This window comes from Moritella viscosa (genome assembly GCF_900120065.1).
Taxonomy (GTDB): domain Bacteria; phylum Pseudomonadota; class Gammaproteobacteria; order Enterobacterales; family Moritellaceae; genus Moritella; species Moritella viscosa.
Window position 1 is genome coordinate 1 of the sequence record NZ_FPLG01000143.1, and the last position, 18,858, is coordinate 18,858.

At 32.7% G+C, this 18,858-nt stretch carries 14 protein-coding genes; 7 read left to right on the forward strand and 7 right to left on the reverse strand.

Features of this window, described 5'->3' with window-relative positions; all coding sequences use genetic code 11:
- Window positions 1-2,025: hypothetical protein (locus BT797_RS21645; protein ID WP_217653264.1), on the reverse strand; the 2,025-nt coding region annotated here is incomplete at its 3' end.
- A gap of 222 nt (window positions 2,026-2,247) precedes the next feature.
- On the opposite strand from BT797_RS21645, the gene BT797_RS21650 reads away from it, so the two are divergent.
- The 4 genes from BT797_RS21650 (at window position 2,248) to BT797_RS21665 (ending at window position 5,191) form a co-directional block, all read left to right on the forward strand.
- The gene (locus BT797_RS21650) at window positions 2,248-2,976 is read left to right on the forward strand and encodes an endonuclease (RefSeq protein WP_075473493.1); all 729 of its coding nucleotides are present in this window, start codon (window positions 2,248-2,250) and stop codon (window positions 2,974-2,976) included.
- Complete coding sequence (locus BT797_RS21655; RefSeq protein ID WP_075473494.1) at window positions 2,973-3,887, forward strand: hypothetical protein; 915 nt, start codon at window positions 2,973-2,975, stop codon at window positions 3,885-3,887. Before BT797_RS21650 ends, BT797_RS21655 begins: the two co-directional genes overlap by 4 nt.
- Before the next feature lie 71 nt (window positions 3,888-3,958).
- Window positions 3,959-4,654 carry a hypothetical protein gene (locus tag BT797_RS21660; RefSeq protein WP_075473495.1) on the forward strand — a complete coding sequence of 232 codons (696 nt, stop codon included), beginning with the start codon at window positions 3,959-3,961 and terminating at the stop codon, window positions 4,652-4,654.
- On the forward strand, window positions 4,655-5,191 hold the full coding sequence (locus BT797_RS21665) for a hypothetical protein (RefSeq protein ID WP_075473496.1): 537 nt from the start codon (window positions 4,655-4,657) through the stop codon (window positions 5,189-5,191).
- A 58-nt stretch (window positions 5,192-5,249) separates the two neighbouring features.
- On the opposite strand, the gene BT797_RS21670 is transcribed toward BT797_RS21665, so the two are convergent.
- The 6 genes from BT797_RS21670 to BT797_RS21695 all read right to left on the reverse strand — a co-directional run bounded on the left by BT797_RS21670 (window position 5,250) and on the right by BT797_RS21695 (window position 11,857).
- The gene (locus BT797_RS21670; protein WP_075473497.1) at window positions 5,250-6,089 is read right to left on the reverse strand and encodes a hypothetical protein; all 840 of its coding nucleotides are present in this window, start codon (window positions 6,087-6,089) and stop codon (window positions 5,250-5,252) included.
- A 56-nt stretch (window positions 6,090-6,145) separates the two neighbouring features.
- A complete protein-coding gene (locus BT797_RS21675; RefSeq protein WP_075473498.1) occupies window positions 6,146-6,865 on the reverse strand; it encodes a DUF5677 domain-containing protein in 720 nt (239 codons plus the stop codon).
- 82 nt (window positions 6,866-6,947) lie between these two features.
- Window positions 6,948-8,942 carry an ATP-binding protein gene (locus BT797_RS21680; RefSeq protein WP_075473499.1) on the reverse strand — a complete coding sequence of 665 codons (1,995 nt, stop codon included), beginning with the start codon at window positions 8,940-8,942 and terminating at the stop codon, window positions 6,948-6,950.
- Window positions 8,932-10,185 carry an SIR2 family protein gene (locus tag BT797_RS21685; protein ID WP_075473500.1) on the reverse strand — a complete coding sequence of 418 codons (1,254 nt, stop codon included), beginning with the start codon at window positions 10,183-10,185 and terminating at the stop codon, window positions 8,932-8,934. Before BT797_RS21685 ends, BT797_RS21680 begins: the two co-directional genes overlap by 11 nt.
- Before the next feature lie 151 nt (window positions 10,186-10,336).
- Window positions 10,337-11,323, reverse strand: a complete 987-nt coding sequence (locus tag BT797_RS21690; RefSeq protein WP_075473501.1) for a hypothetical protein — start codon at window positions 11,321-11,323, stop codon at window positions 10,337-10,339.
- Window positions 11,324-11,326: 3 nt separating this feature from the next.
- The gene (locus BT797_RS21695) at window positions 11,327-11,857 is read right to left on the reverse strand and encodes a hypothetical protein (RefSeq protein ID WP_075473502.1); all 531 of its coding nucleotides are present in this window, start codon (window positions 11,855-11,857) and stop codon (window positions 11,327-11,329) included.
- A gap of 541 nt (window positions 11,858-12,398) precedes the next feature.
- On the opposite strand from BT797_RS21695, the gene BT797_RS21700 reads away from it, so the two are divergent.
- The 3 genes from BT797_RS21700 to BT797_RS21710 all read left to right on the forward strand — a co-directional run bounded on the left by BT797_RS21700 (window position 12,399) and on the right by BT797_RS21710 (window position 18,565).
- Window positions 12,399-15,662, forward strand: a complete 3,264-nt coding sequence (locus BT797_RS21700) for a hypothetical protein (protein ID WP_139291716.1) — start codon at window positions 12,399-12,401, stop codon at window positions 15,660-15,662.
- Between the two features lie 125 nt (window positions 15,663-15,787).
- Window positions 15,788-17,935: a hypothetical protein gene (locus BT797_RS21705; protein ID WP_075473504.1), complete on the forward strand. Its 2,148-nt coding sequence runs from the start codon at window positions 15,788-15,790 to the stop codon at window positions 17,933-17,935.
- Between the two features lie 57 nt (window positions 17,936-17,992).
- The gene (locus tag BT797_RS21710) at window positions 17,993-18,565 is read left to right on the forward strand and encodes a hypothetical protein (RefSeq protein WP_075473505.1); all 573 of its coding nucleotides are present in this window, start codon (window positions 17,993-17,995) and stop codon (window positions 18,563-18,565) included.
- Window positions 18,566-18,858 lie beyond the last annotated feature (293 nt).

The window sequence follows — 18,858 nt, forward strand, 5'->3', positions numbered from 1 at the left end:
CGAAAAGTGACTAACAAAGAGAGGAAATGCAACATCAGGAGATTTGAACCCTACAGTTTTTACAATATCTAGTAATATACTCTGAATTTTATTTTTATTTGCATTTGATAAAGAATGCAAGTTAATCAGAACTTGAAAATAAGATCTAACCGATTGCATATAATAAATTGAATTTGAGTTACTTTCGAAGTAAAAACCATTAGTTAATTCTCTTGCAGAAGGTTTTAGATTTATAAAACAATCTATGATAATAGCCTTATTACATACTCCCCAATTAAGAGTGTCATAGAATACTTTTGAATTCAAACAATGAGAATCATGACTTAAACTAAATTTAAAATACCTTTCATACTCAAGGAATATCTTCTCACTTAGCTTTGATTTAATGTCTTCTAATTTATTTCCATACATATTTGAAGCTGCGTTTGAAAATGAAAATAATAAGTAGAGCGTGTAATTAGGCCAAACACCATTTACATCAATAGTTGCTATTTTTTCAATCAAAGCATCTGATACTTTAAAAAACTCTTCAACTGTTAGTTTCTGTAAAATATTCTCAACCAATTCTCTCTCGAATTGAATATCATTTTGGTAGTCACTAATATAATGTTTAGCTAAAGAAACCATAAATGATACAAGTTCGTGTTCCTTACCCCCACTAATTGACACTTGAATTATAGTATCTGCTAATACACTAGATATATTTGATTTTGTTTCTAAAAATGAAATTTCATTAGAGTTATACTTAGCTTTAATCTTTTTAATAATATTAAGCGTTCCAATTTCAAATTCATTTGATCTTGATAGAAGATATAGATCGTAAGTATTATCGTTTAGATAAATTGGAATTACATTTATTAGGTAGTGCCTCAGAGTCAGGTTTTCAATAGATTTATTTAGTAATAGTTTTGTTATTTTTCTGCTTACGACCTTCTGATAATCAAAGAACAAGTCTTTTTTTACTATAAATAGTAGTGCAGAAGTAATATCACTATCTAGAAACATCAAATGATCTAGATAGTTACCTAAATCAATTAGTTCCATGTTGTCATTTAATTTGTCTTTAATGTTAAAGTCGTAATTCTTTCTAATATCATCAATAGCCAATGGGGTTTGTGTAGTAGTATCTTTATTACTTTTTGATTCATTCGCTAATGGTCCGAAATTCATGCTAATACTTGTTCTTGTTGCGATAAGATTTGAATCTAAATCCCTATGTGATCGTAATATTTTTTGAAACTGTTTGAATGATGAATTAAGCAACGTAGAACTTTCAATAATACCTAAACAAATATCAGAAAATATTTTTCTTTCTTCTAATGTTAGTACCTTTTCATTTGGTAAAGAAACTAATTCAGAAAAAGCAATTTTTATATCATTATGAGATTTTAACAAACAATCTTTCTTATTTGAGTTGATAACCTTTTTCCAATAATAATTAGATATTAGATTACTAATCTCACGATCATCTGAAGAAAAGTCGAGCTTATAATAATCCGATTTTTCTTCAATATTGAGAGATATTTTTTTAAATTGGTAATTATCAGGGACAATACTTGAATAAACACTTTTATCTATACCAAACTCTATCGGTTTAAATTCATTTGTTGAGTAGATTATATCTTTTAATGAACGAGAAAATAACAATAAAGGTTTAACACTTTCATGTATGTATTCATCATGGCGGCTATCAGGAAGCCTTGCGCTAACTTTTAGCCAATCATTTTCAAAGTAAATAATACCTAGTTCTTCAAGAAGTTCAAAGTCGAAGTCTTGAGGTATGAACCGCTCAGAGCCATCTAGAGTCTTCCAAGCAACATCCCCTGCATGTAATCTTTTTACAAAATCACGAGTTAACTTGGGACTTTTCAAATTCAGTTGTAACAGTAGTTCAGATACATAGTTAGCTTCTGTGTGAGACACAATATCGAAAATTGGCGTATCATCATAATGCTGCTGGTGTTGATCAAAGTTTAAGATAAGTTCATTGAGTTCTTTTATTGGTAAATATTTCGTCTGATACAAATTTAACTCCAATCGCACAAGATGTTGATATTAATATAGTATACCATCAATTAGCGTGTACAATACTCAACTCAACGTTATTTTAACTACTAGAAAATACACTTGAAATTTTAAAATAGTTATATATGAGTCTTTTAAACAATGGATGGTAAATAGCCCACTATAGTTTAACTTCTTCTTGACTCATTTAGGCTACAGGTATTTTTCAAACGGACTTATCATATGAAAAAACGAACCTCTTCTATCTTTGCCCTACTGCTACTTACTTCTTTATCGTCTTTAGCTGCGAACCAAACCATTGACTCATTCAGCAAAGCCAAGAAAACACTTGAACGATATGTGTATGTCGATCATAGGGTTACTTTATACTGTGGTGCTAAATTTGATGCTAAAAAGATCATTACTCCCCCTGCTGGTTTTCATACTGACAAGTACGTTAAGCGAGCTAAAAAAGTAGAATGGGAACACGTAGTACCTGCTGAAAACTTTGGTAGAACATTTGTGGAATGGCGTGAAGGTAATGAGCTATGCGTAAACAGCAAAGGTAAGAACTTTAAAGGTCGTAAATGCGCTGAGAAGGTGAATAAAGAATATCGGTATATGCAATCTGATATGTTTAACTTATACCCTGCTATTGGTGCTGTGAACGCTTTAAGAAGCAACTACAACTTCACGATGCTACCCGATGAAAAAAGCGACTTTGGTTCTTGTGCTATGAAGATTGAAAATCGTAAAGCAGAACCACCAGAAAGCGCAAGAGGTCGTATCGCTCGAACTTATCTTTATATGGAATCCACGTATAGCCGTTACAGTATGAGCAAATCACAACGACAACTAATGAACGCTTGGGACAAGATGTATCCTGTTGAACAATGGGAGTGTGAAAGAGCTGTAAAAATTACTGAGTTACAAGGAAATAAAAATAACGTATTACACAGCAGGTGTTTATGAGAAATCTAGATGAGTTAAAGTGTTTAATAGAAGAGTTACAAACTTATACCAATACAACTGATGATGATAAATATTTTCGAAAGATAGGTAAATTAAACGAGCCAAAGAATGTTGCAACTCTGGTTAATTCAATATTCAAAGGGGTTTTAAGCCATGAACAACCTAGGTTAATGAGCGTTGATTTAGCTGAAGAGGATATTAATCAATTAATTAATTTACACGTTAAAGATATGTATCGCTTTGCAACCAAGAATAATATTCATTTAAATGGGATACGTTCTTATGGTCAAGAGGTTTTTAATCCTAGTGCATTATTTCACTTAGCAAAAAAAAAGTTAATTTCATCAAGTTTTACTAACCATAGAGAAGCAGAATCTGAAGGATTCGATTTTTATCAGATTCCATTTATATTACGTCTTGCAATTGAGAATAAAGTTAAAACTATAATTGGTTATCAAACATGCTTCTCTTTAAAAAACAATAAAGAATGTCCTTTTCCAACGAGTAAAGTCATAAAGTTTTTGATTAAACATGAAGACTGTTTTTTATATGAAAATCACGAGCTAATCAATGTCTATCAGTGGTCTTGTACATTTGTTCATGATGCAAAGTTGGATTATATTTGGAATATTGTTAATGCTGTAAGTATTTGTAATCCAATATTTGACGAGATGTTTAATCAAAAGATTAGAGGGCGAATTGAAAGAAATGTTGATACTAATGACCTAGACAGCTTTTTAAATTTTCTCCATGAGACTCAAAAAGTTAACTTTTTTAATCGGCGATTAAATATCAAATTACTTCAAGATGAAGTTAACAATCATTCTCTTTTTAAGAAGAATATGAGATTCGAATTATCATTAGATGAGCTAGAAAGCTCTAATGTCATTTATAGTCCGCAACATGCATAACAACTGAACTTTAAACGACTTGGCTACATTCCGCTTAGAAAGCCGTTACACTTAGATATGGAGACCTTATATTGAAACTTTATGAAAATGTAGTTATTGGTAATTTTTTATATGGCTTAGGCCACTCAATTGGACATGCAACATTAGAAAAGAGACAGTTATCAGTTATAAACCTATTACAGCAGACCCCAGCAGATAAAGAGCTTGGAGATATGCTATTAGAGTTTCCTGGTGTTGTAAGGCTAATTGAGTTTAAAAACAAAGCAAGTTCACTTACCAAAGAAAAAGATAGGTGTGAACAGCTCACTATTCAAATTGGAAATAACGAAGAACTTCAACGTATATCTAAAGAAATTCATTGGTATGTTGAAACAGAGCCATTTAAAGAGTCCTGTTTAAATAATATCACCCCATATTTAAATGCTTTTTCTGGTGATAAATCTACCCATACTATTGAATCATTCATTGAAAGTATTACTCAATCAGTAGTAGCTCCTCAAAGCACTATAGCGCCCTCCAAACTTAAAGCATACCTTGCAATGGTGTCTACTTGTCAAGGCAGTGGAAAGATAGGTACAGGAGGTTTAATTGTTTCAGTTGGTCAAGAAGGAGTTCGATACCTACAATTTGCAGATATAATGCAACTGAGATTACAACATAAGGATTACGTTTTGCAAGTCACTCAAGAGTTCGATTCTGTAATGGAAAAGAACCAGAAAAAAGAGCATAAACAGGGTCGGAGTTTTTCTAGGGGGAGATCTAGATAAATGGAAAAGTTTAATTGCCTAGTAGACTCTTCATTTAACCTTTTAAAAGCGAGTGAAAGAAATCAAGCTGAACTTCAGATTGCAATTAAAGATCTTGATGAAAAATCAAATGACTTGGAAAAAACCGCTGAAAATATAGAGATTAAAATTTCTAGAGAAATGATTAAATCCAGCAACAAGTCCGCTAAATTTATAGCTGATAAAGTGCTTTTAGATTTGAATGAGGTAAACGAAAAAGCAAATGTAGCTACAAAACAGTTCGAAAAAATAGCGAAGTTTTCAATACTAAAAGTAGGACTTATGTTTTTTGTTTTCTTCATAATGTCAGGTGCTTTATTGTGGTTTATGTTTATTAGAAATATTCCCACAATTGAAGATATTTATAAGTTAAGGGCTGAAAAGGTATCCTTAGAAAGAGATATCGCAGAAATGAAGAAATATGGGAAATTTTCATCCTGCAATGATCAACCTTGTGTACAAATAGATCCATCTACTCAGTACGGATCGAATTATTATATAATAGTTCCTAATAAATAAACGTATAATAGGCATTTCAATACAGCAGAGAACGGTATTTTCTTGTTGAAATAACTATTTAAGCATGGCGAGATTCAATAAGATCTAATACTTCGTCAATCGTTATGCTTATTAATTTACCTACTAGAAATTGTTCAATGTACCTAGTTAAAAGGGCTTGTTCTGGCTTTATGTGCTCTTTTATTATTAGTCTTAATTCTTTTAACGATGCAGGATCATTAGGCATTCCAGATTCAATAGCAGAGGTTAATAAAGCTTCTTTTCTTTTATCTTTTTCCTTACCTTTACATTTTAGTATAATATACTTTGCTAAAGTAACTATAAGTAATTTTTCACTATGAAAATACTCAAACATATCATTAATATCTGTGTAAGCAGCTCTGAGGCTACCACTCACAAATAACTTTCTGTAGAATTTAGATGCATTATCATCAATATAGCCAAAGCTAACGGTGTCCAATGCAGCGATCAAGCAAAAGTAAGGAACTGGTTTTGTAATAGTTATTTCTGATATTAAGTTGTAAGCATGACAAGCAGTTGAAACTACACATAAATCATTTTTAAGTAGGATATTAATCTCACGTAGTATTTCTGATAATTCAGACCAACTAATGAACTCATTTGAAACACCTATTTCTAGACCAAGTTCTTTTCCACCATGCATATGAAAATGTAATATAGGTCTAAATCCTTCATCTTTAACTAGTCGTTTAACTTCCTCCATATACATAATGAAATGATGTTTACTTGGGATTTCTTCATGCCAATATATAAAGTCTTCATTAGTGGTAATCCCCTGTAGTTCTTCATCAAGTCGCCGAGTATTACCTCCATCATTTTTTCTATCAGAGGTAATTAATATTATTCCATTCATAACAAATGAAGAATCTAGTTCCATTGGTAACTCCAAAGTAGCAAACTGCTTTTTCTGTTTAAAGCACTTATTATTAATGTTTATTTCAATGCAGAGAGAATTTCCTCTTTTTTTATAATAAACTCATCTAGTTGCTGACCTTCTAATATATTTGCAACAAGTATTCCAGCAGTAATCAAATAATTAGCCATATTAGATATATAATATTCGTAATTAGAACCTATATCTTTATTATGGATTACTAGATTCACCTTATTATTACTAGAATCAAATTCAAAGTGTCTTGCAATTATCGCTTCTAGACTGCAATGCGATTCCGCACATAACGTTGGATATAAACCACCATGCTCTTGCTCCATGCCAGCTAAATAAAACTTATCCTTTATAGAACCACATATTTTGAACTCTTTATTGTCTTTTAACCGTTGGATTTCCTTTTTTATTTTAGGAAGTTTATCATCTGCATACCCAGCCATAGATTTTAGATAATCATTGCCACTTTTAGCAGCTATTAATATCCGTTGATTTTGCACATAGCTAGCATGATCTAGTTGATTAACATAAAGTCCATTTAATTCTAGGTTTTTCAAATCAACATAGTTTTCAATAAATGAACGATATATAGATAGAGAACCTGTATAGTTTTGATGGGCTATTAATGTACAAAAAGAATCGGAAAACTCAATCAACGTACAGTAGATCCCCATACTATACGCTGCTAGCTTACTTCTCGATTCGAACTGGAATAAAACGGCCTTATCAGTTGAAAAATCAATCGTATCTTTTAATACTTGTTGCATGGAATTCCTTTAAATTTAACATTCGATTAATCGTGGAAAAGAAAAATTATTCGAATATACTGTTGAACAGTCTATTTACAAGCTACACAGAGCTATATGCTGATTCACTTGAACCTTCCTCATCGAAAATATTTTCAGGTATGTCCCTAATTATTTTTCCAATAGTCCAATCCATTAAATCAAGTAATTCTTGAGAAATTCCTTGAGGCACTTCAAAGTAATGACTGTAAACCATTTCACCTGAAGACCCTTCATCTTGTAAATATTCAATGTCCAAACTATCAAATTCATCTGCATATTCATCTGGAATTTCAAGATATTCTGCTATTTCACTCTTGATAATTGATTTTCGTTTCCAAGCTATTGAGTAATCTGCACTTTTTGATGTAGGTTTAATCGTTGGCTTTTTCATTTTGACTGTCATTGGAAAAGGGAAATCAATCCCTAACAACAATGCTTCACCTTGACTTAGTGTTGGTAAAAATGATGCAGAACGTTGATCCATTGTACCTACGGCTCTTTTCACAACCTCTTGATCATGGTAATTAGTCAGCCTGTGAACAATCAAAGAACCAATCTGACTTAATACATCTTCAGGTATATCTCTTGGACGTTGCGTTGCAATTACAACATTCAAACCATATTTACGCCCTTCTTTTGCTATATTTCCAAATGAATCTAATTTTATCGAGCTTGCCTCATCTCCAATTGTTTTATTTAGAAACTGGTGCGCTTCATCTATAAATACTAACATCGGATTATTATAATTAATGTTCCTATTTCTCGCTAAATCCATCAATTTTCGACCGATAGCATTAACTAGAATTTCACGACCATTTGCCTCAAAAGGGACGGCTGATAAGTCTAATCTTAAAATTTTATTTGGAGAGTTAGAATCACTAAATTTATTAAGAAGAGATGGGATATCTTTCCCATCTTCAGGATCAATTAACCATTTCAAATGCGGATTTTCTGAATAAGCTTTTATTCTCGATATAAGGCTCATACAATATCCAAGCTCACTATCTGAAGCCCCCCCCCATATTGACTCATCAATTTCTTGTGGGTACTTACCAGCTTTTTTACCTGTTGGCCAAACACACTCTTGTACAATTTGATCTGCTAAATGTTTAAAGCACCACCTTTTAGAATTTGGATCTTTATCAATGAAGTTCAATGCATTATTAACGCATTCTTTTTTTTGACCCGATTTAACTAAAATATGATTTTCATTTACTCTTATCTCGCCATAGCTACTATAGTACCTACGAACAATTCGTTGACTTAAAATAGCAGAACTTAGCTTAGGGGTTTGTGTTTGCGCTGATGGACGTAAAAAAGCAAAAATATCAGATTCTGGTAGCTTCCAGTGAGGGAAAGAAACTGAATTATTAGCGTTAGCCTTTTCATGACAACCTACATAATAAGTCTCACAGTCTAAATCCGAATACTCACCTGTAGGATCTAATATTAATGCTTTTCCTCCATGTCGTTGCACTTCTTGTATCAATCTAGAGATTGAATAACTTTTACCGCCACCAGTAGCACCTAAAACGGCACAGTGTCTTGCAAAAAGTTTATCTGGAGTTACTGCAATGTTCACTGTTGAATCATACGGTAGTTCTGCTATATCTAACTTTATATCATTTTCTTTAGAATCGCCTTCAGCCAAAATAGATATTAACTTGGGATGAGCAGAATAGATTTGGCTACCCAACCTCGGATGATTTTTGATGCCACGGTATACTGCCCCTGTAGCGGAATTAACACTTGTCAATAACTGAATAACACCAATAGGATTATTAAATCCATTCTCAATAGATATTGCATCTACAGAGAGTCTTTCTGCACCATCTAGCCAAACTTGTACTAACCGTCCTAATACTGCTGTTTGACCACAATCAAGGAAAACAAATTCATTAACTTCTCCTGCTGCAATACGATCTCCCAAATACCACTTTGCTTCACCAGCTCCTGCGTCAGATAAATTTGCAGTGATCTCTGCTGGCGAAATATTGATAGCACTACCAATTCTTCGATTGGGATCATAAGGTGTAAACCAATCGTTAGAACTCATGACTATCAACCTTCTTCATTGTCATATTTTCAGCCAATGACTCAAAGGTTTTGAAAAGTTTCTCTTCTGGCGTTTCTTTTCTTCGCTCTTGTAACAAGTTAGAAAATTGATCAAAAGTTCCATCAATGATGGAAATTCTTCTATCGCCATGTTGGATAGCAGAATCCAATAGATTTCTAATATCTTTATTAAATGAACCACTTTCACTAAATGGATCTTTTGTTGCAACAAGTAGATTAAACTCAGCATTAGTCCTGAGTGCCATCGTAACTGCATTGTTGATGTGCTTATCATTAAATCCAAAGCCTAAACATACCAATGCAGTTTTAGGTTGCTGAAGGCTATTAAGAAACGAAGACATCATATCCAAATATGGAGAATCATAAGACGTTTGATACTTAGAACTACTGGGGTAAATAAAAACAGGTTCATCTATAGTCGCTTTATAATCGACTTTTTTTACTCGCCCATGTTCACGGGTCCAATTAACAGAACCATGCATCTTGTACAAGTGAAGTACATTAGGAATGTAAGAGCTTGTGCTTTTGGATTGTCCACTTCGATCAACTATATCATAACGATACCATGCAGGATTAAAGTAGCTTGGTGATGAAAATTCAAAACCATCAACAACAACAAAACCAGTGTTAGCAGCAGAATGTTCGAAAGCTAAATCATAGTTGGTAGTGAATAATTTGAGTCGTTGTTGCTTAGGACTTCTTCGCCCTAAAATTCTGATAAACTTATCATGTGTAGCCCAATCATTTGAATCAATAGCATCGGTAAAGTTTGTTTGATCTAAGATAACTTTCTTTGACTGCTCTAAAAAAGAAACAAGTTGGGTAGTATCATCTTCATCAGGAAATAAAGCTATATACTGATCACACAAAGAAAGTAGTAACTCGATATCATTCCAAGGCTCTTGAGTTGTATCATCTCTTTTAGTTTGGTTTTTATCATACTGAACAGAATTAAGCACAATATCGAACTGTTCAGGATTTTGTTCTTTACACTTTTCCCACAATCGCCCCATACTTGGCGCTATATTAGTGAAAGTTAATGACGTACCCGAACCAGCAAGAACAATCAAATTGTCAAAATCTAATAGGCTATTGATACTCGTTAATAATGTTTGATAATCTTCATTTTCATTTTTTTCTGAAGAATCAATATCAATTGAGACTGGAACTTTAACACCTTCTGTCCTTTTAACGAACGATGACAAAAACTTTACTTTATTCATTTAGTTAACCTATCTCAGAGCTTTTGTTGATTCTTCTCCTATTATGCCACAAGAGCCATAGATTTGAACTTATTCTGTTAACGTTCAAATCACAAAAAAGCATTATTACAATTTACAAAATTCGGCAAATCGAATATTTTCATTGATCAACTTAACTACAATGCTTACTTATCATCTCTCCCTGTTTCAAAGCTATTGATTTAAGATCTTTCCTGAGTTCATAGATAGATTTAACCTTGTCATTCTTAGTGGATTTATCATTGTTAAACTTCAAATGACAGTCTTTAATACTGGCGTTTAACTCGCTCATATTTGCTGTGAATTGAGTGATGACACTTAGGTTTTCAGGATCGTGTGAGTAAATATAAATGTTAATGTTTTTCAGCTTATCGAATATAAAATCATGATTGAAATAAAACGTTTTTGGCTTAGATATACTTCTCACCATTTTCTCTAGTTGCTCAGTTTTACTATTAAGATAATCTGAGTTCCCATTGTCGTTTTGCACTGTATCTATCGCTACGATAGAATCTAAAAGAGCTTGAACAATAGGACTTACATCAATCTGATTTTGGTTCATTAGATGTGAATTTACTTGTCCATCCACATACGTTAAATCACCAATGTTAACCTTTTGCTGACTGCGTTTTCCCTTTCTTCTTTTCGCATTTTTAAGTCTAGTTTGTATAGATTTTTTCAGTTCATTATCTTGTGGTAATGGTATGATTTGAGGCGCACCAACCTCAAAATCAAACTTAACTAATGTCTTGTTCAGTAGCTTTAAGCACACATCAACCAACTGATGATGTGTTGCTTTCATAGACTTCAAGAGCTTTACTAAATCCTCAATTTTCCTATAGCTATCAAGATCAATATCTTCAGCATCTGAAACGCTGTAGTTGCTTATGAAATAACTATCGAGTTGTTGAATCTGTACAGCGTTAGGTTTGAATTTCGGTTCTTGATTTGTGTAATCCCCTGCATCCGTAGAGGTTAAAATGATAGGCTTACCATGAAGAAAATCTTTAAAGAAAGTTGTTCTCTTTTTGTAACCTAGCTCCTTAACCAAATCGTTATATAACGCTTCTTCGTGCGGATTCGCCCAGTAATTGAATGCTTTGTTCTTGGATTTAGCCATAGATTACACCTGTTCTTTTTCAACTGGTTTTGTTGAAAAAGCCTTAAGGTGGTTTAACAGTTTTTGCTTCTCGTCTTCACTTCTACGCTTCGAGAATATTTCAATTATGATTAAGCAATCAAGCAAGCTTCTAATCTTGAACCTGAGTGTTTGAAGTAGCTTATCAATTTCTATAGCTTCATTTTTTTCAGCTTCTGTGCTGCTGTTCTTAATCATCTCTTCGTCCTTTCTTACAAGCTCTTCACACTTTGAAAAGAAGTGATGATACAAGCTAGATGATGTTGAAATTCCCTGGGTCCCTTTCACATCAGATAGTGTTTTGTTGAACTCGTTGAAGTCGCTCTTTATCAAAGAATCTACGATGTTTGCTGGTATGTGTTTCTTATCTTCAGGTTGAGAATCAATCATCACAGATAGCATTAATACTCGCTCTTTCATATCTTCGTATTTATCTCTTTTGTACATCTGTACTGGTTTGATTAACTTTGCCTTAAACACTTTTACAAGCGTCTTTACTGCGCTAAATTTCTTCATATTTTTATCTCCTATGTTTTTAATATGATTTGTTCTAAATACCTAATATCTAAGTAATCACAAAACAGGAAAAGGTCAAATAATGCATATAGAAGAAAGAAAGAAAAAGAACCTAATACCGACCGAAGGGAGTAAATAATAATAAATATACAGGGAAAATTACGTAGTGATTTGGAAAGATATTTTTATTACTTTAATTCACTTGAAACGAATAAAAAAATATAGAGGGGCGAAGCTACTCTCTGTTTTTATAGAGTAGGAAAGTGTTGTCTTGCAATTATTTCCTAAAAATCTTTTATATGTAATCTTCGGAGTTATTCAGATTTCGAGAAATCTGAGGTTTATAACTTTATCTTTTGATTATGTATTTTTCCTGATCTTTAAGGTGATAGAAAAAATCATCGTTTAGCATAAAAATATTTCAGAGTATGAAATCTATCTTTTGCGTTATTTAAAGTAAAACTTTTAGTTGAAGTTTTCCGTTTCTTGTAAATGCCTATTTATATGTTCTATTTGATATTATCATCAAGGAGATATTATTTTGAAACATATAATAATTATATTTATGTCGCTAATGTTATTAACGACAAACGCTAACGCTGATTCTGGGGAGATAAAAGATTGTGTACCTGCTTCACAACTCACCCAAAAGATACACAACTTCAATAAAATTGATTTAGGCAATTACAGTTCTTTTATGCCATGTTCTTATGTTACTAATGCAAATAAGGTTATTGATAACATTGAAGCCTTTGCAACTAAAGACAATGTTAGATATATAAAAGGATACCTTATAAACGGAACGCACAGGTATCAAGAAATAGAAGATGCTGTGCCAGAAGAAAATCACAACCAAACATTTATTCAATGGTGTACAGTGATCTTCTCTGCGTTAGTTGCAATCTTTTTTACTATCGTATCACTCGTTTCTTTTATAAAAAAAGAAACGATGAAAGGTAGCTTGCATTTGGTATTCAGTGCATTGCTTTGTTCTTTGATTTATAACTTTGGATATGTACTCACATTCATTTTTGTTTGGCTCGATGGCTGGATGAATTACATCAGTTTACAGAATGCAGCCTTTGATGATTTTGAAGCTGTCCGTAATGCCAACTTTAAAGATATTGCTCCTGCATTAAATCAAAACAACGCTCTTCTATATGCATCCGTACAAATGACTTCAGTAAAAAATGAAGCGACTAAACAACACTTAAGAAGGTCTTTGTTCGGTAAACGCTTAGAACTCGATGCAACAGTAATGGGTGACGAAGAAAACACAAATTTACCAACATTTGAAGAGTACAACAATTACAGAAAACATTGTGAGCAACTTGATAGAGCTGAAACTGATTCAGACTTCAAGCTTCATATTATGAACCTTGATTTTTCTTACATTCCTGTCGTTGGTGAAATGCATTCTGGTGGTGATACAAGCGAGTGGAACTGTTCTGATCATTTTGGTAAAGAAGTCATTACCGCATTTAATCATTCTAAAACTCCCATAACAATCACAAGATTTCTTGAAGGGTTGATTGAACCTGATATGGCTGCTGACTTGAATATAGTTCAAAAAGCTAAAGTGGCATTCGATAAAAAAGTAGGTAAAGCAAATTTACTATTAGAAAAAGTTTCTGAAGTTGCATCTGAAAATGTTCAGTTGGTTGAATCTCAATTACTACTTGCATTAGCTGCAATCAAAGATGCTGATGCCGATGCAAATAATAGCGATCCACAAGAAACATCAAGTTACAAAACGCTTGAGGCTAGTCATACAATGAGAATGGGTGATATTTTTAATTTCTCAATTGAAGGAATGTCTTCAATCGACCAAATCACTTTATCAGCCGTTGCAGCTCAACAATTCAAATCAGCTACATTAGCAGGGTACAAACCTAACAATGGTTCTGAGATTGATTATATTAGCGATAAATACGAGACTGGATACTACTACTTGTTCGACTTTGTTGATGAGACAAGTCGAATGGCATTAGAGAAAGATTGTATAAGAACTGATGGTTATAATGGTTCGGGTAATCGTTTTAATGACAGAAATGAATATGCAACACTTTACAACTCTTACACTGATGAACCACTTCACACTCTTGGTACTTTTGGAGGGCAATCAGAAACACATTGTTTTAAATTTGTCGGTGATAAATTAGTTGCAGGTGCGAATCCTAAAGACCTTAAATCTTTAGAAAAAGAAATTGAGCAACGCAACAGAGCTGTGATGTTGTGGTTAACAGCGATGGACAATGCAAGTACCAAGTTGATTCTTGATAAACCAGATTTAAATGATGAATTGCTTGTCGATTTCTTAAACACGTTAGATACATCATTTCAATCTACGGTTGATACACACCTGGTCTTCACTGACTTGAAACAAAAACTTATGCAATCATTTAACACTGTTGCAGATAGTTTCTATGCTGATTTTGCTTCAGACAATCTATATCAAGAGACAAGCAAGCCTCAAGTATACTTCAACTTTGAAAAGTTCTATCAGAATGTAGAACAACAAGATTTGGATTCAATCATCATATCGAAAGGCTTAAATCATTATGATTTGAGTGAATACTTTAAAGATACAGGTTATGCGTTAGATGAGTTGGAGATTGAACGTAAGTTAGAAGCAAAAGGTAATATAGCCGAAATGCTTAGGCCAAAGTGTCCAGTGTATGATTCTACAGGTACAAAATGCAAAGCAAATACTCCACAGCTTGTTTCAGGTCTAACGCAGCAATTTTTGCAAGCGACAATTTACCTTGCTGCATTTAAAACAGGAGCAACCGCAGGAGCTGAAATTTGTGATTTAACATCTGTTGATGTTGGCGGTGGAATGAAAATGAGCAAAGGTGGTCTTGTTGGCCAAGGTATATGTGCAATCATGTACGGGGCTGATGCAATTGATAATACAATCGTTACACCTTCTCTAGCACTTACTGGCGCAATCACAGTCGGTTTGAAAGTAAGTTCATTACTTCCTTCGGTCGGTGATTTATATGTATTTTTCTTACTTCCTTTGATCGGTTTTGTTTTTCTACTTGTTTTCATACCATTAACTGTTTTATTAATGATTAGAAACATAATCGTATTGGTTACAAACTATGATGAAGAAGATGCTTTAGATAAACTGATGAATTTCGATAAATCTGTTAAGTTACTAAAATCCTTTTGTATAAGCATTTTGGTACTGTTGCTGTTAACAGCTCTATTCTTCCATTTTCTTACTGCGTCTTATGCTGGTGCGATTTATGATTTATTCATAAAGTATTTTGACGTTGAAACTATCATCTTTGTTCAAATTGGAATAGTAATCGCATTAGCACTAGCTATGATTTATTACTGTCTTAAGTTCATACCATCTGTTCTATCTGATACTAAAGACTATGTTCATAAAATCTTTGAAACGGAAGCCCCAACCAGTAGAGAATCATCTGATGCTACGGCTGCCGCTGTTGGAGGTTATCTACTACATGATGTTAAAGACAATATTGGTAAAGCTGCGAATGCACCGACACGTTCTATGAAAAATATGGGGCAAAGAAATTTAGAAAAGAAAAAGAAAGCTATGAAGAGCAATATTCAGCAACATAAATCAGTAAACACTAAAGTTAGTCATGAATCAGAAACGCCTATCAAAGCTGATACTAAGTATTCTAAAGACTCTAATGACGATTTAAAAGCTCCTAGATGGAAGCACGAAACATCTTATAGAGTAAGATCTGATAAAGAGAAGAAAGATTTAAGTGATTTACTTGATAATGTGAATAGAAACAATCCTAGAAATGGTAAAAAGGATTAAAAATTTTACGTAGTTATTGAAATTAAAAAGACTGTATTCACGGTCTTTTTTTTTGCTTAAATTATACCTAAATTGAAATATTTTAAAGGTGTGGTAATCCTGATTATATAACAAAGGAATACTACATGAATAAAATTATTATAATACTTACCTTACTCTTCAGCATATCAACTTATGCATACGAAGATGCAGCTCGTATCGGTAGCTGTAATTATTCTTCCGATACAAATATTCAATCAATCGTAGAAGATGCACAAGACTGTATAGAAACTGAATTAAATAAAAATACAGAACAAAATGAGTTGAATTTTCAAGTTCTTGATGAGCTTCCTAGTGATTTAAAAGCAGCAAACGATTTTCTAATGTATTTCAATGTTGTAATTCTTTCTTTTGTGCTTGCATTCAAACTCTATGAAACTTTAAACCCTAAGATCAGAGAAAAGAAACAAAAGAAACTTATTGATACGATCATAAGAGGTGTTTTAGCTTTACTATTTTTTACTACTGTAACAAATACTGATATGAGTGAAGATGTACTAGGTCGTGGTTATAAAGTCATCCAGAAAAGCATATTACTTCCATTCGAAGTCAATAATAAACTTAAAGAACAGTCTACTATAGCAAAACAACGTGCTATTGATGCCAACAAATCTACAATCGCAAACAAAATCTTAGGTGTATCAAGATCTATGGTAAACACAGAAATGTGTTCAATTGCTTATAAAACGGAAGCGATGAGTTCATACAGCCCAAGCGAAATAATAGTAGATATTCCTATCATATATAGGCCAGAAGATTATAGGCCAGAAGATTATGTGCCAGAACGAGTCGAAATCTCTGATCGATTACTCGATTGCATCTTAGAATTTGAAAAAATGAACAAACATAAAACCATTTCTGACTTAGGTAATCGAATGTTGAGTTCTGCGGCTGTAGCTCATTGCTCTAATCTTTTCGATGGTAATATGGTTGACTGTGGTTCTCAATATTTTCACGGTAAAAGCCCATTAGTACCTACTTTGCTAAATGAATATTCCAAGCAAATTTCTGAATTAACGAAAACTTTTCATGAAGTTAAGTGTAAAGAATTACAAGATAAAGATTTAGAAAAAAACGAGTACAAGACTTACTGTCGTGATTATGATGAATTAGGAATTTTGTACATTGATACGGAATCAGTCCCGACCTTGGAAGAATTTGAAACAATGTTTTCTCATATTGTTGAGGAATTTGTTCTCGATTATTCAGCAATTCTTGAATCTGAACTAATGATTGTAAATCAACCCCAAGCAGATAGTGAGTTGTATCTAACATCTTTATTCGATCAAGCCATTAAGACGATGACAGTTGATAATAAAGATGAGGGATACACTTCAGCCATTAATGATCGTCTTATAGAAATTACGTCAAGCGCACCTCATAAGATTAATTTTAATAGTGGTTCTCATACTGGTGATGATGTTACTCATTACAATCACATAGAATCAGTCGATGATTATTTCACTTATTTAAATACTCAAATACAACCATTTTTTGATAATGCAAATAGTTTTGCTTCTCAAATGTTAAGAGATTATACGTGGGTTACTGATCCAAAACTTTTCAATGGAATGTATAAAGGTGAAGATTATGTAGTTCATTCAAATGTTATTGCTTCACTACAAAACCACAAAGCAACAACGTTTGTAGCAGGAACAGCTTTAAAATTCTCAGCAAGTAGTGTTAAACAAAAATTGATAAAAGAAGGAAAGCCGATTAAGAAAGTGGCAAAGATTGAAACACTCGGAGTTCTTCTTATATTTGTTTCCTTTATGGAATACATTATCTTAATTGTACTTTTCACAATAATATTTGCAATGTGGTTTCCAATGCTTGCAAGTAAGGTAATCAGAGTATTTATCAAATTCTTTGCAGTGTTTTATGCGAAATTTGAAACTGTTTCTTTAGGTGATGAAGTAAATGAACTTTACATTAACGCAAGTACGATTCCAGCATCAATCATATTACCAATTGCAGGAACTTCAATATTTACAGCGATAATGCAAGAAATCATAGATAACATATGGATACTAAATGCTTATAATAATATTTTTACAGCAATATCTCTTTTATGGATTTATGTTGTCTTACAGTTCGTTTATGCAATTGTATTTATCTTTTTAATATATATTACATTCAATCATTTTAATTCAAAACAGAAATCTGAATACAAAAACATTGGTGAAGATCCAAAATCAATGATGCAAAAATCTAGAAAATTCTTAGGAGTGTAATTTGCATTTTCATCTAGGCCAGATATGATAAAAATATACGTAAAGGAGAATAATGATATGAAAGTAAAAGTTATAACAATCGCTTTGATTAGTGCCTTAGCTGGCACTGTTCAAGCACAAGGATTAGATTTAAGTTTGTACTCGGATGAATGTGTTCAAGACTACAGTGAAAATATTGCAATCGTGGGTAAGAGCGAACTTAACGGCAAATATCTTAAAAAAGAAGGTTCAGAAAAACTTAAGTATAAGTCTATCTATTTCAAACCAGATGGTAATTTTGGTGTGATTTTCAATGAAGGTTTTGGAAAGACGATGTTGATTTCTGCTTATGATTTAGAAAATATAGATGGTTCTTATCGTTTCTACAGTGAAAAAGATAATGCCTCTGGGCGTTCTGGTATGATGTATCAGCTTAAAGATGAAGGTAATGATGAATTTACTTTCAGTATCTTTAAAAGATCAGGTGGAATAAAGGTTGATGGTAAACGAGTATCTATCTTTGAAAAACCTAAAAAGCTTAATAAATCGAAAAAAGAGCCAATTTTTGAAGCTGTTTTTAAGATTGATGAAGATAAGAGTGAAGGTTTATATCAGATTCACACACAGTTTCCTAAGACTTGCTTAAAGTAGATCTTTTAGGAGAAAAATACAGGAAATCAACGTATTATGTGCGTTGTTTTTTTTGGTTAGATAGAAAGGAGGAAGAATAAAAGACAGGCGCAAAAAATTGAACCAGATAACAAAGCTGGTTTTTAAATACCATCAGTTTTTTAATTTATGATGGTAATAAAAATGAAAATACTTTTTTCAATGTTACTAAAGCAACGGCTAAAAGCCCTGCTGCTGCAAAAAACATTGCAACGCCAATTGCTAATTCTGTACCTACTCCTGCACTTATCAAACCAATTAAAGCTATAATGATT

Coding starts and splice junctions, on each gene's coding strand:
- BT797_RS21650 (WP_075473493.1), top strand. CDS start 2,248: ATGAAAAAACGAACCTCTTCTATCTTTGCCCTACTGCTACTTACTTCT.
- BT797_RS21655 (WP_075473494.1), top strand. CDS start 2,973: ATGAGAAATCTAGATGAGTTAAAGTGTTTAATAGAAGAGTTACAAACT.
- BT797_RS21665 (WP_075473496.1), top strand. CDS start 4,655: ATGGAAAAGTTTAATTGCCTAGTAGACTCTTCATTTAACCTTTTAAAA.
- BT797_RS21670 (WP_075473497.1), bottom strand. CDS start 6,089: ATGGAACTAGATTCTTCATTTGTTATGAATGGAATAATATTAATTACC.
- BT797_RS21675 (WP_075473498.1), bottom strand. CDS start 6,865: ATGCAACAAGTATTAAAAGATACGATTGATTTTTCAACTGATAAGGCC.
- BT797_RS21680 (WP_075473499.1), bottom strand. CDS start 8,942: ATGAGTTCTAACGATTGGTTTACACCTTATGATCCCAATCGAAGAATT.
- BT797_RS21685 (WP_075473500.1), bottom strand. CDS start 10,185: ATGAATAAAGTAAAGTTTTTGTCATCGTTCGTTAAAAGGACAGAAGGT.
- BT797_RS21690 (WP_075473501.1), bottom strand. CDS start 11,323: ATGGCTAAATCCAAGAACAAAGCATTCAATTACTGGGCGAATCCGCAC.
- BT797_RS21695 (WP_075473502.1), bottom strand. CDS start 11,857: ATGAAGAAATTTAGCGCAGTAAAGACGCTTGTAAAAGTGTTTAAGGCA.
- BT797_RS21705 (WP_075473504.1), top strand. CDS start 15,788: ATGAATAAAATTATTATAATACTTACCTTACTCTTCAGCATATCAACT.
- BT797_RS21710 (WP_075473505.1), top strand. CDS start 17,993: ATGAAAGTAAAAGTTATAACAATCGCTTTGATTAGTGCCTTAGCTGGC.